Genomic DNA, 16,600 nt, shown 5'->3' with positions numbered 1-16,600 from the left:
TAAACATGTCAATTTTATCAATGCTTTCAAAAGGCGGATGGCTGATGATTCCGTTATTCATTAGCTCGGTTATAGCCGTAGGAATTATTATTGAAAGATATATTGTTATTAAAAAATCAAAACTAAATGTACCGGCATTTTTGGTCAAGATAAGAGGAATGCTAATTAAAGAAGATATTTCAGGTGCAATCAGTTATTGCATTGAAGAAAAATCGCCTGCGGCCAATATAATTAAAAGCGGTTTGAAAAAATATCATTTAGGTCATGAAAGAGTAAAAGAATCAATAGAAAACGCAGGAAGACAAGAAGTGGCAAAATTAGAAAAAGGTCTTTCTATGGTTGCTACAATTTCAGGAATTGCGCCATTATTAGGGTTTTTGGGAACGGTTACCGGAATGATTCAAGCGTTTATGAGGATTCAAGATTTACAAGGTTCCGCAAACCCAAGTGATTTAGCAGGCGGTATTTGGGAAGCTCTTATTACAACCGCTGTTGGTTTGGCAATTGGTATTGTTGCGCTGGCTTTCTATAATTATCTTACAACCGGCATAAGCAAATTAATTCGTGATATGGAAGTAGTTTCCAACGATGTTCTTGATATTATTGAAGAAACAAGCCGAGGAAATAAAGTTATTCAAGAAGATATTGAAATAGAATTATAGGCTTAAAATGAAATTTGAAACAAAAGAAAAACCATTAAGTGCATTCAACTTTTCATCGTTGACGGATATTGTATTTCTATTGTTGATTTTCTTTTTGCTTTCTTCGCAATTTGTAATTCAAACCGGAGTAAAAGTAAAATTGCCGGCATCTAAAATGAACGAACAAAGTATGCCCACAAAACTAATTGTATCCATTACTGAAGAGAAAGAAGTATATGTTGGTAGTGAAAAAACAGATTTGTCATCACTTGCGTTAAAATTAGGCAATTTGATGCAGGATATAACGGAAAATAATTTAGTAATCCGTGCGGATAAATCAGTTGATATTGATCTTGTTATTCAAGTAATAGACGCGGCTAAAGCAGTTGGAATAGAAAAATTTACAATTGAAACCGAGAAGCAGTCATTTTGAAAAAAAGAAATTATCCATATTTAATGTCTGTAGCCTTTCATCTAATTCTGTTATTGATTTTGTTTTTAATAAAAATCAATCTTGAACCGGAAGAAGAGGAGTTTGTAACCATTGGATTTGGCTCTATAGGTAATTTAAGTTCGGCAGGAGTTTTGGCTGAGAATCCTACTCAGGAGAAACAAACCAAAGAACCCGAAGAACAAAAAGAAATTAAAAAAGAAGAAGTTAAAGAAGTTGAATTGCCAAAGGTTGTTAATCCCGATGAAACTAATGACGTTGTTATAGGTTCTGATAAAAAGAAAAGTGATAAAGTTACCAAACCAGAGGAAGTTGAGCCGATTGAGACCGTAGAAGAAGAAGCGGGAAACGGTAAAGATGAAACGGGAGAAGGTAACGCTAATTTTGGATTTGAAATAGACTTTGGAGGAAAAGGGAAAAGAAAGATTTATAGTTATTCGCTTCCGCCTTATCCGGAAGGTGTTTCAAAAGAAATAGATGTTAAATTGAGATTTACAATTTTATCAGATGGAAGTGTAGGCAAAATCTTACCACTCATCAAAGCGGATACAAAGCTTGAATTGGCAGCAATAAATTCATTAAGGCAGTGGCGCTTTGAACCTTTACCGGAAAGAGCAAAAAATGTTGAACAAACCGCGGTTATTATTTTCCCTTTCCGCTTGAGATAGATTTTAAATCTTTGTAGTAAAATTTATAGAAGAAATATTCCGCAACGGATAAAATCGTCAAAGCTATAGTATCTCTGTCAAAGAATTTACCAAAACCTTCAGCGTCAATAAATATCTTAATCAGCATAGTTGCAAGCGACCATCCAATACTGAAAAATATTATTATAAAAGCTAAATTTATTAACGCCGAACTTAATGATTCTGTCTTTAACTTATTTATAAAAATGTAAATGGTGAAAATTATGTGCAATAAAAAAATGAAAACAATAATCATAATTGCACTCCTGAATTCTTTGAATTAAAAAATTTTGTTCCAACCAATCCGCCTATCAATCCGAAAACAGAATCGACGATAAAGTTATTTATAATAATTGAAAATGCATAAATTGATGAAAAACCTTTTTGTCTAATTGAATCGGCAACATTTTGTAGTAAAGATAAAACTTCATTTTTAATTTCTTGTGTAACCGGAAAATTATCAACCATATTGCTCAACTCACCGAAAGCATTTAGAATGTCGTTATTTTTAGTTAAAAATGTTATAAAAATATCAAAAAAACTTCCGAAGAAAGCCGCAAAAATTCCGGTTAAAAATCCTAAATACGCTCCGCGCTTTATACTGAAATTCCCCAAAATATTTTCAGATTTTGCCGCAAGTGTTATTGAAATGAAAGCTGCAATCGGTACAATTAAACAACACGTTAAAGATTTTGCAATCGGAACCACGTGTAAAACTCCAGCAGAAAATCCCGTAACTAAAGCCGGTAAATATTTTTTCAAAATTATTCCTTTTCTTTACTGAATAAAACTAAAATTTGTTTGTGAATATATGAAAATCCGACTGAACCTAAAAGTAAGCCGCTCACAAATGCGATAAAAGGCAAGTATTGATAAAAGCTAAATGAAGTAAAAAATACATCAAGAAACAACGGTAATGAAAAATATATTAAAGTTTTTGTTGAAACGTTCTTTTTAAAACCAAGAATTACTAAAATTATGCTTATTAAAGATCCGATGTAAATCCCAGTACATCTTGCGCAAACCAACGTGTGAAATCCAAAATAATTTATAAGCTTTTCCGGTTGTGTATGACAAACAATCGAATAGTTATATTTTAAAAATGGAAAAACATAAAAAATTGTTGGAAATATATTTATTAAATATTCAGAAAAAATTCCAATACACCAAAGTAAAATTATAAGGAATAAAATTAGATTTATTGAATTTTGGTTTTTAAATTGCAAATCTATTTTATGATGAAATATTTTAAAATTCGGTTTTGCGTAAGTACGAATAAATTATCCGCTACAATTTCAGCATCGACAATTTTATCTTTGTCAAAATTAGGAAGATTAGAAAATTCGCTTATCATTTTTCTATTAATTAGATCAAATAATTTAATTTCATTTTCATTTAAGAAAATCAGTAAGCCCGAACTGAATTTTAGTTTATTTACAATGCCGTTTGTCTTAAAGTAAAAAAGATCATTCCCATATTGATCGAATACTTTTATATAAGCTTCATCCAAAACAATTATATTGTTGGAATTATCAATTGCAAAACTTTTGGGATTATTTATTGCAACAATTCCGGCATCATTTCCGCCAATTTCCTGCAGAAATTCTCCGTTTAAATTAAATTTTAGAATTTTATTATTATCAGAATCCAAAATGTATAAATCACCGATATTGGAAATGTTAATACAGATGGGATAACCAAACATAATTTCATTATTGGAATTTGTTCCCGAATATTCCGATAGGAAATTAAGATCTTTATCAAAACGCTGAATTCTGTGATTATTTTTATCCGCAACGTACAAACTGAGCGTATTTGTAACAATATCAATTGGTTCATCGAAAGTAGAAGGTTCCCAGCCGTAACCACCAATGCTGTTAAGTTGGTTTCCATTAGAATCAATTTTAATTATATTATTTGTTCTATCATCTGAAATGTAAAAGTTTTGAGATAAATCGATATCAAATGAAGTCGCATTTTCAAAATTTCCGAAATCGTTTACAAACTGTAAAGATTGTGAAATAATAATGGATGGTATAACGAATATTGCTAAAAGAATTTTCATAAAATAAAATTAGGTAAAATGTTATTTTTAGAAAAGTGAATATTATTTACGGAAAATAAATTAATGCTTAACGAATCTAAGAGAATAAATAAAATATTTGAGATATTAAAAAAAGAATATCCAAATACTAAACCGAAGCTAGAATTTACCAATCCTTTGGAATTGCTAATAGCGACAATTTTAAGCGCGCAATGCACGGATGCAAGAGTTAATATCGTAACAAAAGATCTATTTAAAAATTATAAAACTGCGGAAGAATTTGCCGCCGCAGATCAAAATGAATTGGAAAAATTGATTTTTTCAACTGGATTTTATAAACAAAAGACAAAAAGTATAATAAATTGCTGCAAAATATTGGTAGAAAAATACAATTCAAAAGTGCCAGATAAATTTGATGAATTGATTAAACTTCCCGGCGTTGGAAGAAAAACCGCTTCAGTTGTTTCCGGACACGCATTTCAAATTCCGGCAATTGCGGTTGATACTCACGTAAATAGAATTTCAAATTTATTGGGAATTGTAAATTCTAAAAATCCGGAAATTATTGAAATGAAGCTTAAGGAACTTTTACCGAAAGAAGATTGGATAAATTCTACTCACTGGTTTATTAACCATGGAAGAAAAATATGTGTCGCGAACAGACCAAAATGTGAAAATTGCGTTGTTGAAAAATACTGCGTTAGTTCAAAATTAAAAAGAGGATGAAAATGGAGCGAAATCGTGAATTATGTTTAAAGTTGTTAAAAGAATATACTAAAAACGAAAGTTTGCTTAAACACGCATATTCGGTGGAAGTCTGCGTAAAGGAATATGCTAAAAAGTTCAATGAAGACGTTGAGTTTTGGGGAAACGCGGCGCTTTTACACGATTTCGATTATGAAAAATACCCAACAATGGATGACCATCCATTTCAAGGTGAAAAAATTCTAAAAGAAAAAGGATTTTCAGAAAGCTTTAGACGAGCAATAATGTCTCATGCTGATCATGCTGGTTTAAAACGTGAAACTTTACTCGAAAAAACGCTATTTGCGTGTGATGAGTTATCGGGATTTATAACGGCTGTAACTTTAGTTAGACCAAATAAAAATATTGAAGAAGTTGAAGTGAGTTCAGTTAAAAAGAAAATGAAAGATAAGGCTTTTGCAAAAGCTGTAAGTAGAGAAGACATAATAAAAGGCGCAGAAGACCTTAATATCCCCCTGGATGAGCACATATTATTCTGTATAAACGCAATGAAGAGTATTAAAAATGATTTAGGTCTTTAATTTTGCACTAATTTTTAATTTAATTTTATTTACTTTGTATCGAAAATATCTTGGGAATTGTGCATTTTTCAAGTTTTATTAATTAAGAATTTGACTTGACAATTTGGTCCAAAGTTTTCTAATTTGTCCCATTAAATATTTAGAATGTATAGAAAAGGAAATCTATAGAGTATTTGTTACCATTTGAATTTTACAAATAATTAATTACCTAAGATTTTTTTATTTTTAAACTTAATTATTTTGGAGATCAGTTAGTGTACAAATACTTTGCAATAGGGTTCCTATTTTTTTCTGCATTTGTTTCCGCACAAAAAGACTTTACGGTTTTATCTTCTACATCAAGCTCTATTACCATTGAATATTCTCCGATTTTTATTGATACATCACTAACTAAATTAAATTCTGAACAGTTTAGAAATGCAATTTTATTAAATGGCTCATATTCAGGAAATGCCGAAGGAATGCCGGAAATTCCAAATAGAATTTTTACTTTGGGAGTTCCACAAGAACTTGGTAATAATGTAAGAGTAATCAGTTCGGATTATAAAATTCTTCATGGGAATTTAAAACCAATTCCGAATTTTGATAAAAATAATGGAATTACGGATTTCATTTATAATAAATCTGATGATTACATAAATTATAAACAGCCCGATTTAATTGAGTTTGGTGATTATGGAAAAATTAGAGATGCGCAAGTTCAGGATATAAAAATCAATCCGGTTCTTTTTGATCCTGTTGCTTCGGAAATTAAATTTTATACAAAAGTTGTTTTCCAATTAACTTATGCGCCGAATACCAATAAAAGTAGAAATAATATTTCTGAATTTGCCGCAGATATTCTAATAAATAAAGATGCCGCAAAATTATGGGGTGACCAAAAAAGTTTAAGTAAAATTTCAGCTCAAAATTCTGTTTTAGCCGAAGGCGAATGGTATAAATTTGAGGCACCCGAAGAAGGAATTTATAAAATTGATAAATCTTATCTTTCCGAACTTGGTGTTCCTGTAAATTCAATTGATCCAAGAACTATTAAAATATATAATAACGGCGGTTACAGTCTGCCAAGTGTTGTAACTACAAATAGACCCGTAGATTTGGTTGAAAACGCTATTTACGTAAGTGGAGAAGGTGACGGCAGTTTTGGTGACAATGATTATATCTTATTTTACGGAAGAGGTGTTGATTTTTGGGAATTCAACGATATCTCCGATAAAATAACAAGAAATAAAAATTATTACTCCAATAAAAATTATTATTGGATTACATACGGCGGAAGTTCGGGTAAAAGAATGACAACGCAGAGTAATTCTTCTAGCCAGTATGATTTTGTACAAAATTCTACAATCGCATACCAATTTAGAGATTTGGATAAACAAAATTTAATGGGTATGGGACTTCTATTTGTAGAAGATAATTATAATTCAAGCAGTAAAACTAAAACTTATACTAACACATTAAATGAACTGAATTCAGACAGCACAATAAATTATACTTTCCAATTTGTAAATGGTGCAAAACAGCAAAATTCTCTAACAATAGATGAAAATTCGACTAGAGTTTATTCAAAATTAATTCCCGGTGCAGCAACATCGGATCAAGAATACAGATATGGAAATTTGAAAAGAGATTTTTTCAGTTATAAAGGTAGTTTGCCAAACAATCAATCAATTTTGAAATTTACATTTACTCCTTCTGTACTTTCTGATAAAGGTCACTTGGACTACTTTGAAATAGAATATTATAAAAATCTAACGGCGACTGATAATAGTCTAATATTTTTTTCAAAGTTAGTTGATGGAAATATTCAATATCAGGGAAATAATTTCAGCGGAAGTGATTTTAAAATTTTAAACATCAGTAATTATTCAAACCCGAAAATTGTTAATGCCGATATAAATGGCGGAAGTTTTACATTTACTAATTCGGAAAATTCTGCTTATAGTTCAAAATATATTGCGGTTCATTCCGGAAAATATAAAATACCAAACAAAGGTGAAAAAGAAACAAATACTAATTTAAGAGGCGAACAGTTAGGCGCAAATTATATTATTATTTCTCCGTTGATATTTAAAGAACAAGCAGAAAGATTAAAAAATTACCGATCAATTGAAGCTCAGTTTCCAATAAGTTCTAAAACAGTTTATGTAGAAGATATTTATAAGGAATTTTCTGGCGGATCTCTAGATCCAACCGCCATAAGAGATTTTTTAAAATATGCTTATGAAAATTGGCAAATAAAACCTGAGTATATTTTGCTTTTTGGCGATGGTGATTATGATTATTTAAATATTGAAGGAATAGGCAAAAATTTTATTCCGACTTATCAACAGCTTGAATCCCTCTTTGAGATTTACTCATTTCCGTATGATGATTATTATTCTCGTATTTCGGGGAATGATAAAAAAGCAGATTTGGGAATTGGCAGATTGAGCGCTACGAATTTAAGTGAAGCAAAAATTGTTGTCGATAAAATTATTGATTACGAAACTAATCTTGATTATGGCTTATGGCGAAATAGAATTACCTTATTGGCGGATGATGGTTTGGCCGGATATAACTCTAGTAAAGGCAGCATTCAAGATGACGGTTCATTGCATACCGGTCAATCTGAAAGTCTTTCAAAATTAAAAATTCCTAAGAGTTTTGATAGAAAAAAAATATACTTGTCAAATTTCCAAACTATTAATACTGGTCTTGGAAGAAGAAAACCGACGTGTAATACAGAGATCATTAATGCAATAAATAACGGGACATTAATCTTTAATTATTTCGGTCACGGAAGTCCGGATCTTTGGGCGCACGAGCAAGTTTTTGAAAGGGCTGTATCAATTCCGCAATTGAAGAATAGAGAACTATTTTTCCTTACCGCAGCTACATGCGATTTTGGAAAATATGATGACCCTAATTTACAGAGCGCAACTGAAGAAATGATTCTCATGGAAAATGCCGGAATGATTGGTGGAATTTCTGCAGACAGACCCGTTTACTCAAGTAATAATTATCAGCTAGCGGTTTCATTTTATTCACACATGTTATATACAACAGATTCCCTTGGTTTGCCTATAAGAATCGGGAATGCTTTTTACAGATTAAAAAATGAAAATTTTGATTCAAATGATGAGAAATATCATCTCTTCTGTGATCCTGCATTGAGGTTGAATATTCCCAAACTGCCGCTTAAAATTACTTCGGTAAATGGTTCTAACTTGACTCAAACAATAAACATTTCTGCTTTAAGTTCGGTAAATATATCTGGAAAAGTCTTTAATGTTGATTCAACTTCAGAAGGTTTTGACGGCGAAGGAATTATAACGGTTTTTGATTCAAAAAGAACAATACATCTTGAAGATATTAATTATGATATGGAAGATCAGGGGGGCGTTATTTTTAGAGGCAGAGTATCAGTAAATAACGGTGATTTTTCCACTAGCTTTATTGTTCCTAAAGATATTTCTTACGAAAATAAAAACGGAAAAATTGTCGCATATTTTTTTAACGATGAGTTTGACGGAATCGGTTATACAGATAATATAACTATTGGCGGGACTGATACAACAAATGTAAATGATGGAAAAGGTCCTGAAATTAAAATACTTTATGATGACGAACAAGGAAATTCTTATTTAGTAAATCCTAATTTTAAATTACACATAAAATTATTTGATGAAACGGGACTGAATACAACCGGCACGGGAATTGGGCATAAGCTTGAGGCAGTTTTAAATAATGACGAGCAAAATTCAATTGATCTAACAAATTATTTTATTGGTGATTTGAATTCAGGCGGCAAATCAGGCGAAGTAATTTATAATTTTTCATCATTGCAACCTGGTGAATACAGCATTAAAGTTAATGCTTGGGACGTTTTTAATAATTTCTCATCAGAAGAAAATAATTTTACCGTTGTTGACGGAAATAAATTAGTTATTAGAGAAGTATACAATTATCCCAATCCTTTTAGTTCAAACACATATTTTACTTTTCAGCATAATTTAAGTAATGCAGTTAATGTTAAAATTAAAATTTATACGGTTGCCGGAAGAGCAATTAAAGAAATTAATGCGTCGAATGTGGAAGACAAATTTGTGAAATTGGAGTGGGACGGAAAAGACGATGACAACAATAAAATCGGTAACGGTACTTATCTTTATAAACTGATAGTTGAAAGTATAGATGGTAAGTATAATGAGAATATTCTTGGAAAAATGGCGGTTATTAGGTAAAATTAAGTTTACCTTGTTTAAAATTTTTATCAATTTGGAGGTACATTTAAATGAAAAAATCATTAATAATATTGGCGTTTTTGCCAATGTTAATCTTTTTTACAAATGAAATTAATGCTCAAGGAGAAGCGGCAGTTCCGTTTCTATTGCTTGCACCGGATTCCAGAGCTGGCGGCGTTGGTGAATCAGGCGGCGGACTTGCAGATAATTCTGCGGCTATCTTTTGGAACCCCGCAGGAATTGCGTTTTTAACCGGCGCAGAAGCGAGCATTACTCATAGTAAATGGCTTCCTCAATTTGGATTGGATGATTTATTTTATGACTATTTAACTTACAGACAATACGTTGAAGAAGTTGACGGTAGTATCACTTCTAGTATTACATTTATGAATTACGGAACTTTCATTAGAACCGGCGAAGATTCTCCAACTCCTCTCGGCGAATTCAGATCATTTGATGCAGCATTGACTTTAGGATATGCTACAAAGCTTCATGCTGATTGGGGATTAGGATTGAATTTTAGAGTAATTCACAGCCGTCTTTCAGATAAACCAACAGCGCAGGAAAAAGGTGAAGGAGTATCAACAACAATAAGTTTTGATATTGCAACAATGTGGCGTCCCGCAGATCTTACATTACCGCTCATTGGCAATATTGGAAATAAATTCAGTTTGGGAATGAACTTAAGCAATATTGGTCCAAAAATTTATTATATCGATCAATCGCAGGCAGACCCTATTCCAACAAACTTTAGACTTGGTTTAGCTTTTAGATTGATGGAAGACGAATTTAATTCATTAACATTAACTACAGATGTAAGTAAACTTTTAGTTGATAGAGCCGATAGCGCTTCACAGAGAAAAGAATTTTACGAAGCTATTTTTACTTCTTGGTTTGATGATGACTTTAAAACAGAATTAAGAGATTTAGTAACTTCGCTTGGATTAGAATATTGGTACGGTGACGAAGATTTTAAATTTGCTTTAAGAACCGGTTTCTTTTATGAAGATCCAAGTTATGGAAACAGAAAATTTGTGACAATCGGTGCCGGAATCCGTTATGATCTTTATGGTTTTGATTTCAGTTATATAACTACAGATTTATTTAAAGATGGTGAACAACATCCGCTTTCGGATACCTTAAGATTTACGTTATCAATCGGATGGGGCGCAACTACTGCAAGCATTGGAAAAGGATTTCCCCGAGGTATATAATAAATTTTATGAATCTTAAATATATAGGTGTTTTCTTTCTTATTTGTTTGGGCAGTTTATCTGCCCAGAAGTTTTCTGCCAAAATTTTATCCGATGAGAAAAATATTGTTAAACAAGGCAATCAAACAATTAATGTTTTAGCCGTAATGGTAGAATTTCAACCGGATAAATTTGAATTGACCTATGGCGACGGAACATTCGGCTCAATTTACTCAAAAGATTACGGCAATACAATTATTGATCCTTTGCCGCATGATAAAAATTATTTTGAAGATCATTTGAAATTTTCCCAAAATTATTTTGAAAAATCTTCCAATGGAATTGTAAAAATAAATTATGAAGTTATTCCTGAAGTTGTAAAAGTCTCAAAAGTGATGCGGGAATATTCGCCCGATGAAAAAGGCGGATTTAAAATTTTAGGAGATTTTGCTTCTGAAGTTTGGACCCTTGCCGAACAACAGAACCCTAATTTGGATTTTTCTCAATTCGATATGTTTGTAATTTTTCATGCCGGTGTTGGAAAAGATATTTCAACTTCTACTTTGCTTGGTGAACCAAGAGATTTGCCGTCTATTTATTTAAGTCTTAATTCAATGAAAAAATATTATGGTAATAACTTTGATGGCATAACTTTATCAAATGGATTTAAAATTACAAATACCGCAATTCTTCCCGAAACAGAATCAAGAGAAGAAAGTGGATTTGGCGGAACTGTACTAATAGAACTTTCTATAAATGGGTTGTTAGTCTCTAATATTGCCAGTTATTTAGGATTACCTGATTTATTTGATTCAGAAACCGGTAAAAGTGCCATTGGCAGATTTGGTTTGATGGACGGTCAATCACTTTTGGCATTCAGCGGATTATTTCCGCCAGAACCTTCAGCTTGGGAGAAAGTTTTTCTTGGATGGGAAGAACCAACTGTTATAAACATGGATAGAACTGACATTAATATTGTTCCAAGATTGGAATTCGCTCTAAATCAAGAACAAATTAAAATTGCAAAAATTCCAATCAACTCAACAGAATATTATTTGATTGAAAATAGACAACGAGATGTTTTTAAAGACGGAATAAAAATTACATATAAATTGGGCGGCTCCGTTCGTTCAATTTCTTTTCCGGAAGATTTAGATAATTTTAACAGCTCCGTTATTGATACATTGAACGGCGTTGTTATTGACGTAGATGAATTTGACTGGGCAACTCCTGGAAACGGTATTTTGATTTGGCACATCGATGAAAAAATTATTAACGATAATTTAGATTCAAATAAAATAAATGTTGGGAAAAACAGAGGTGTTGATTTAGAAGAAGCCGACGGAATTCAAGATATTGGCGAAGAATTTCAAACAATTTTTGGTGATTTGGTAATTGCGGAAGGCGGCGAATACGATTATTGGTATTCATCCAATTCTTCCGAATTATATCAAAACAAATTCTCGGATGATACAAAACCAAACACTAATACAAACAGTAGAGGTAAAAGTTTAATCTCAATTTATAATTTCAGCGATATTTCAAACCAAATGAAATTTAGCGTGAAATTCGGGAATGAATTTTTAAAACTTAAAAGTGTCAATCAATTACCGCAAAATATTGATGAATTTAAAACTGTAAATGGAAAGACTTTTGGAATTTCGCAAAATAATTTATCCATAATTGGTACAAATGCAATTATTCCAAATTTTTCAAATAGTAATTTTTGTACTGCTGGAAATAATGAAACTTCGTACTTTTTCGGAATATATGAAAATAATTTAAACATCGGAATATTTGATACAGTCTTTATTAAAAAGCAAAACAAGATAATCGGAAAATGCACTTCTCCAATTATTGCAAACCCAATTTCAGATAATGAATTCGATTTGTTTTATGGAACTGAAGATGGAAAAGTTTATGTTTATTCTTATAACGTGCTTTCCTCTGATTCGGCAACACTGAAAAATACTTACCAAACTGACATTGGTAAACTAAGTCAAATATCGGTACTTGCTGATTATTTTGTTTCAGCCGGTTCAAATAAAATAAAAGATAATGATGGGAGGGAAATTAGTTTTCCAGATGAAATAGATAAAGTTATTCTAACAAAAGATAAAAACGGAAATTTTATTTCAATAATTTTAAGCAATAACTCCATTTATTTATTTAGGAGAAATAGCGGCAGTTCCGAAAAAATATTTTCAAATGAAGAAAACATTAAAAATATTTCTTTAGCTGATTTAAAGAATGACGGTGAGAATTATATAATTTTTAATCAAAAGAATAAAATCTATGCCTTAAATATTGCCGGAAATATTGCTGATAGTTTCCCATTTATTTTAAATGATAATGATGATTTTACTGGAATATCAGTTTCGGCTGATGTGAATGGTGATAATCTCGCGGATTTAATTTCTGTTTCGGAAAATGGAAATATCTATGCCGTATCAGGTAAAGACGGTAAGATTGTTCCAGGATTTCCAATAACTTTAGGCGGCAAGTACAGCGGTAAACAAATCATTTCAAATACTGAAACTGCTTTATCATATTCAGCCCTTACAAATTTGAATACTGTGTACACATGGAATTTAAACTCTTCAGGAAATGTAAACTGGGGAAGCGAATTTGGCAATAACCTTAATTCCTCTTCCATAAATTCTGCTAAAAATGATAATTTTATTTCAACCTTTTTCCCGCAGAACAGAACTTATAACTGGCCTAATCCGGTTTATGGAAATGAGACATACATTAGGACTTATGTTTCGGAAGATTCTAAAGTAAATGTTAAAATATTTGATATAGCCGGAGATTTTGTAGAAGAGCTTAACTTTAATGCTGTCGGAGGAATTGATTCCGAGGTTTCATGGAATGTTTCAAATATACAAAGCGGCGCTTACTTAGCTCGCGTAGAGGTAAAATCCAACAGCGGGAAAACCGAAAATAAAATCATTAAAATTGCAGTAGTAAAATAATCACTTCACGTATGAAAAAAATCATATTTCTTTCGTTCTTATTTTCATTAAATATCTTTGGTCAAATTGAAGATTTTGATCCCGATTATAATTGGTACACAATAGAAGGCGAACATGTTGCAGTTCATTTTCATACTGAATCGGAAAGATCTGCACGAACAGTTTTGAAGATTGCCGAAGATGTATGGGGACCAATAACAAGTCTTTACAATTACGAACCTGATAAAGTCCACTATATTATAAAAGATATTGATGATTACTCGAACGGTGCCACATATTTTTTCGACAATAAAATTGAAATTTGGGCTTCCGCATTGGACTTTGATTTACGTGGTTCACATAATTGGCTAAGAAATGTAATTTCACATGAATTTACACACATGGTTCAAATTCAAGCTTCAATGAAATTAAGCCGATCAATTCCAGCTTTCTATCTTCAATATTTGAATTACGAAGATAAACGACGTCCCGATATACTTTATGGTTTTCCTAATTTTATTGCTTCATATCCAATAGCGACTATTAATATGCCGGCTTGGTTTGCCGAAGGTACCGCGCAATATATGCGCAAAGAATTTGATTATGATAATTGGGATTCGCATAGAGATATGATCTTACGTTCTTATGCGCTAGACGGAAAAATGTTAAGTTGGAACGAAATGGGCGTGTTCAGTAAAACGAGTTTAGGAAATGAATCAGTTTATAATTCCGGCTTTGCGCTTACAAGATATATCTCTCAAAAATACGGTGAAGAAAAGTTAAAAGATATTACCTATAAACTTGGTAAAATTACTAATTTTACTATCGATGCCGCGTTTGAAGATGTATTGGGAAAAGACGGAAATGAAATTTATGACGAGTGGAAAGATTTTTTAACAAAAAATTATAATGAAAGAATTAAAGAAGTAAAATCTAATGAAGTAAAAGGTAAGCAAATAGTTAACGATGGATTTGGTAATTTTTATCCGATTTTTTCACCTGATAATAAAGAGATTTATTTTATATCAAATGCAAACGGAAATTATTTTGCCACTTCAGGTATTTATAAACTTAATTTAGATACTCAGGAAAAAGAACTCGTTAAATCGGGAATTAGATCTACATTTAACTTTATTAAAAATTCCAATAAAATTATTTACGCAAAATTAAGTGAAGACAATCCTAAATGGACTAACATTCATGATCTATATATTTATGATATTAACGAAGAAGATGAAACCAGAATAACTTTTGGATTAAGAGCCAATAATCCGAATGTATCTGATATTGGCGATAAAATATGTTTCCTTTTTCAAAAAGACGGAACATCTAATATTGGAATTGTAGATATAGACGGAAAGAATTTCAAGCAATTGACTTCATTCCAAGACGGCGAACAAGTATATAATCCGAAATTTTCTAAAGACGGTAATTCAGTAATTTTTGGTTATTCATATCATAATGGAAGAGACATTGCAAAAGTAAATATTGACGGAAACAATTTTGAATTTATCTTAAACGAAAAATATGATGAAAGAAATCCCTTATATTCCGAAAATGATAAAATAATATACTGTTCCGATGAAACAGGAATTTTCAATTTATATGAGTACGATTTAATCACAAAAAAGAAAACACAGCTTACAAATGTTATCGGCGGCGCGTTCATGCCGTTTATTAAAAATAATAAAATTGTTTATTCTGGTTACACATCTTCAGGTTATAAAATTTTTGAAACGGATTACGACGATAAAAATTCAGTTGATCCAAATATGAAATATGTTAAAGTTTTAAATCCGCCTTTAGATAAAGATAAATCAAAAGGAGATATTTCCGAAGAAGTTTTTGACAAACTGAAAAATTTCAACGATTATGGAATAGCCAAAGTTCAAGAAAAAAACTATTCAAGCGCATTTACAAAACTTACAATTCTTCCGTTTATTAGATTTGATAATTACAGCACGTCAAATTCCGCATTAGATAAAATAAAACCCGGACTTTACCTAACATCTTCCGATATGCTTAATAGATATTCATTCTTTGCCGGCGGTTCAATTAACGCAAGATTTGAAAGAGATTTGTTCTTAACTTTTATTTATAAAAATAAAGTTCCTTTATTATATAATTTAGGATTAAAACCTGAATTATCAGCGGATGTTTATTCAATCAGCAGAAAAGCGGATGTTGACATTTTTTTTGGCGCGGATACTATAAACGGTGTTCCAACATTTGACAGCAAAGTTAATGCTGATGTAACCTATAATTTATTTGAAGTAGATTTTGCGGCAAAACATAAAATTTTTAATCCAATGCACAATTTGGAACTCAGATTTATTTACAGCCAATATTCTGCCGCATTAGGAAGTTTTATATTTCCAAATACATCAACCTTATATCCAAGCAGCAGCGATAATTATTTTATTGGCAGAAATTTACAACTGACGTATTCATTCAGTTCAATTTATCCAACAATTGATTCCGATATAAATCCGGTGGGAATGGAAATTGAAGCAAGATATAATTACGAAATGAACAAATATAACCCCGATGGACAATATGATAATAAAGATGGAATTTTAGTACCCGTATATAAAAATTTCAGTTTTCACAGATTTGAACTTAATTTAAAAAATTATTGGCAGGTATTTGATAATCATACACTTTCAACCCGATTTAGATTGGGTACAATATTAGGTCCGCAAGTACCGGATTTTTTTGATTTTTATCTCGGCGGTTTAGTGGGAATGAAAGGATATCCTTTTTATGCAATAAGCGGAAATGAACTTGCCTGGGTAAATTTGACTTATCGTTTACCTGTTTTTAATCATATTGATTATAGACTTGGACATTTATACATTGATAAATTATTTTTCTCTCTTAATGGTGATTTAGGAAATGCTTGGAATGATGATTTTCCGAAATTTAATGATTTTAAAAAAGGCGCCGGAGCTGAGTTGAGATTAAAAATGATTTCATTTTATTTATTCCCTACCAGTTTATTTTTTAATGCATCTTACGCATTTGACGAATACGAAAAAATTGTCAGAGATGAAAAAATAATGTATGGAAAAGAATGGAATTTTTACGGCGGTATTTTATTCGAATTTAGTTTTTAGGAA

General features: G+C 31.3%; 13 protein-coding genes. 9 read left to right on the top strand and 4 right to left on the bottom strand.

Annotated features, from left to right (window positions below; translation table 11 throughout):
• The first annotated feature begins 5 nt into the window (after positions 1–5).
• The 3 genes from IPK06_08615 to IPK06_08605 are packed head-to-tail and all read left to right on the top strand — an operon-like array spanning position 6 to position 1,760.
• Positions 6–662, top strand: coding sequence for a MotA/TolQ/ExbB proton channel family protein (locus tag IPK06_08615; GenBank protein MBK7980048.1), 657 nt, complete (start codon positions 6–8; stop codon positions 660–662).
• Positions 663–669: 7 nt separating this feature from the next.
• Entirely contained in the window at positions 670–1,074 is a 405-nt protein-coding gene (locus IPK06_08610; protein ID MBK7980047.1) for a biopolymer transporter ExbD, read from the top strand.
• Entirely contained in the window at positions 1,071–1,760 is a 690-nt protein-coding gene (locus tag IPK06_08605) for an energy transducer TonB (GenBank protein ID MBK7980046.1), read from the top strand. Before IPK06_08610 ends, IPK06_08605 begins: the two co-directional genes overlap by 4 nt.
• On the opposite strand, the gene IPK06_08600 is transcribed toward IPK06_08605, so the two are convergent.
• Genes IPK06_08600 through IPK06_08585 form a run of 4 tightly spaced genes read right to left on the bottom strand, consistent with a single transcriptional unit; the run spans position 1,735 to position 3,843 of the window.
• Positions 1,735–2,034 (bottom strand): hypothetical protein, encoded by a 300-nt coding sequence (locus tag IPK06_08600; protein ID MBK7980045.1) that lies wholly within the window; start codon positions 2,032–2,034, stop codon positions 1,735–1,737. The genes IPK06_08605 and IPK06_08600 overlap by 26 nt on opposite strands.
• Positions 2,031–2,540, bottom strand: coding sequence for a hypothetical protein (locus IPK06_08595; GenBank protein ID MBK7980044.1), 510 nt, complete (start codon positions 2,538–2,540; stop codon positions 2,031–2,033). Before IPK06_08595 ends, IPK06_08600 begins: the two co-directional genes overlap by 4 nt.
• A gap of 2 nt (positions 2,541–2,542) precedes the next feature.
• Positions 2,543–3,004, bottom strand: a complete 462-nt coding sequence (locus IPK06_08590) for a DUF2085 domain-containing protein (GenBank protein ID MBK7980043.1) — start codon at positions 3,002–3,004, stop codon at positions 2,543–2,545.
• A 2-nt stretch (positions 3,005–3,006) separates the two neighbouring features.
• A complete protein-coding gene (locus IPK06_08585; GenBank protein MBK7980042.1) occupies positions 3,007–3,843 on the bottom strand; it encodes an NHL repeat-containing protein in 837 nt (278 codons plus the stop codon).
• Positions 3,844–3,906: 63 nt separating this feature from the next.
• Between IPK06_08585 and nth the strand changes: the two genes are divergently transcribed.
• From nth to IPK06_08555, 6 genes are all read left to right on the top strand, one after another.
• Entirely contained in the window at positions 3,907–4,548 is a 642-nt protein-coding gene (gene nth, locus IPK06_08580; GenBank protein MBK7980041.1) for an endonuclease III, read from the top strand.
• Between the two features lie 2 nt (positions 4,549–4,550).
• Positions 4,551–5,108 (top strand): HDIG domain-containing protein, encoded by a 558-nt coding sequence (locus tag IPK06_08575; protein MBK7980040.1) that lies wholly within the window; start codon positions 4,551–4,553, stop codon positions 5,106–5,108.
• 254 nt (positions 5,109–5,362) lie between these two features.
• Complete coding sequence (porU, locus tag IPK06_08570; GenBank protein ID MBK7980039.1) at positions 5,363–9,334, top strand: type IX secretion system sortase PorU; 3,972 nt, start codon at positions 5,363–5,365, stop codon at positions 9,332–9,334.
• A gap of 50 nt (positions 9,335–9,384) precedes the next feature.
• A complete protein-coding gene (locus IPK06_08565; GenBank protein ID MBK7980038.1) occupies positions 9,385–10,548 on the top strand; it encodes a PorV/PorQ family protein in 1,164 nt (387 codons plus the stop codon).
• Between the two features lie 8 nt (positions 10,549–10,556).
• Positions 10,557–13,502 carry a T9SS type A sorting domain-containing protein gene (locus tag IPK06_08560; protein ID MBK7980037.1) on the top strand — a complete coding sequence of 982 codons (2,946 nt, stop codon included), beginning with the start codon at positions 10,557–10,559 and terminating at the stop codon, positions 13,500–13,502.
• A gap of 11 nt (positions 13,503–13,513) precedes the next feature.
• Entirely contained in the window at positions 13,514–16,597 is a 3,084-nt protein-coding gene (locus IPK06_08555; protein ID MBK7980036.1) for a PD40 domain-containing protein, read from the top strand.
• Positions 16,598–16,600: the final 3 nt, after the last annotated feature.

This window comes from Ignavibacteriota bacterium (genome assembly GCA_016713565.1).
Classification (GTDB): domain Bacteria; phylum Bacteroidota; class Ignavibacteria; order Ignavibacteriales; family Melioribacteraceae.
The sequence above is the reverse complement of the archived record's forward strand: the minus strand, read 5'-3'. Positions and strand labels throughout refer to the sequence as shown.

Coding starts and splice junctions, on each gene's coding strand:
- IPK06_08610 (MBK7980047.1), top strand. CDS start 670: ATGAAATTTGAAACAAAAGAAAAACCATTAAGTGCATTCAACTTTTCA.
- IPK06_08555 (MBK7980036.1), top strand. CDS start 13,514: ATGAAAAAAATCATATTTCTTTCGTTCTTATTTTCATTAAATATCTTT.
- IPK06_08615 (MBK7980048.1), top strand. CDS start 6: ATGTCAATTTTATCAATGCTTTCAAAAGGCGGATGGCTGATGATTCCG.
- IPK06_08585 (MBK7980042.1), bottom strand. CDS start 3,843: ATGAAAATTCTTTTAGCAATATTCGTTATACCATCCATTATTATTTCA.
- IPK06_08565 (MBK7980038.1), top strand. CDS start 9,385: ATGAAAAAATCATTAATAATATTGGCGTTTTTGCCAATGTTAATCTTT.
- IPK06_08560 (MBK7980037.1), top strand. CDS start 10,557: ATGAATCTTAAATATATAGGTGTTTTCTTTCTTATTTGTTTGGGCAGT.
- IPK06_08575 (MBK7980040.1), top strand. CDS start 4,551: ATGGAGCGAAATCGTGAATTATGTTTAAAGTTGTTAAAAGAATATACT.
- nth (MBK7980041.1), top strand. CDS start 3,907: ATGCTTAACGAATCTAAGAGAATAAATAAAATATTTGAGATATTAAAA.
- IPK06_08600 (MBK7980045.1), bottom strand. CDS start 2,034: ATGATTATTGTTTTCATTTTTTTATTGCACATAATTTTCACCATTTAC.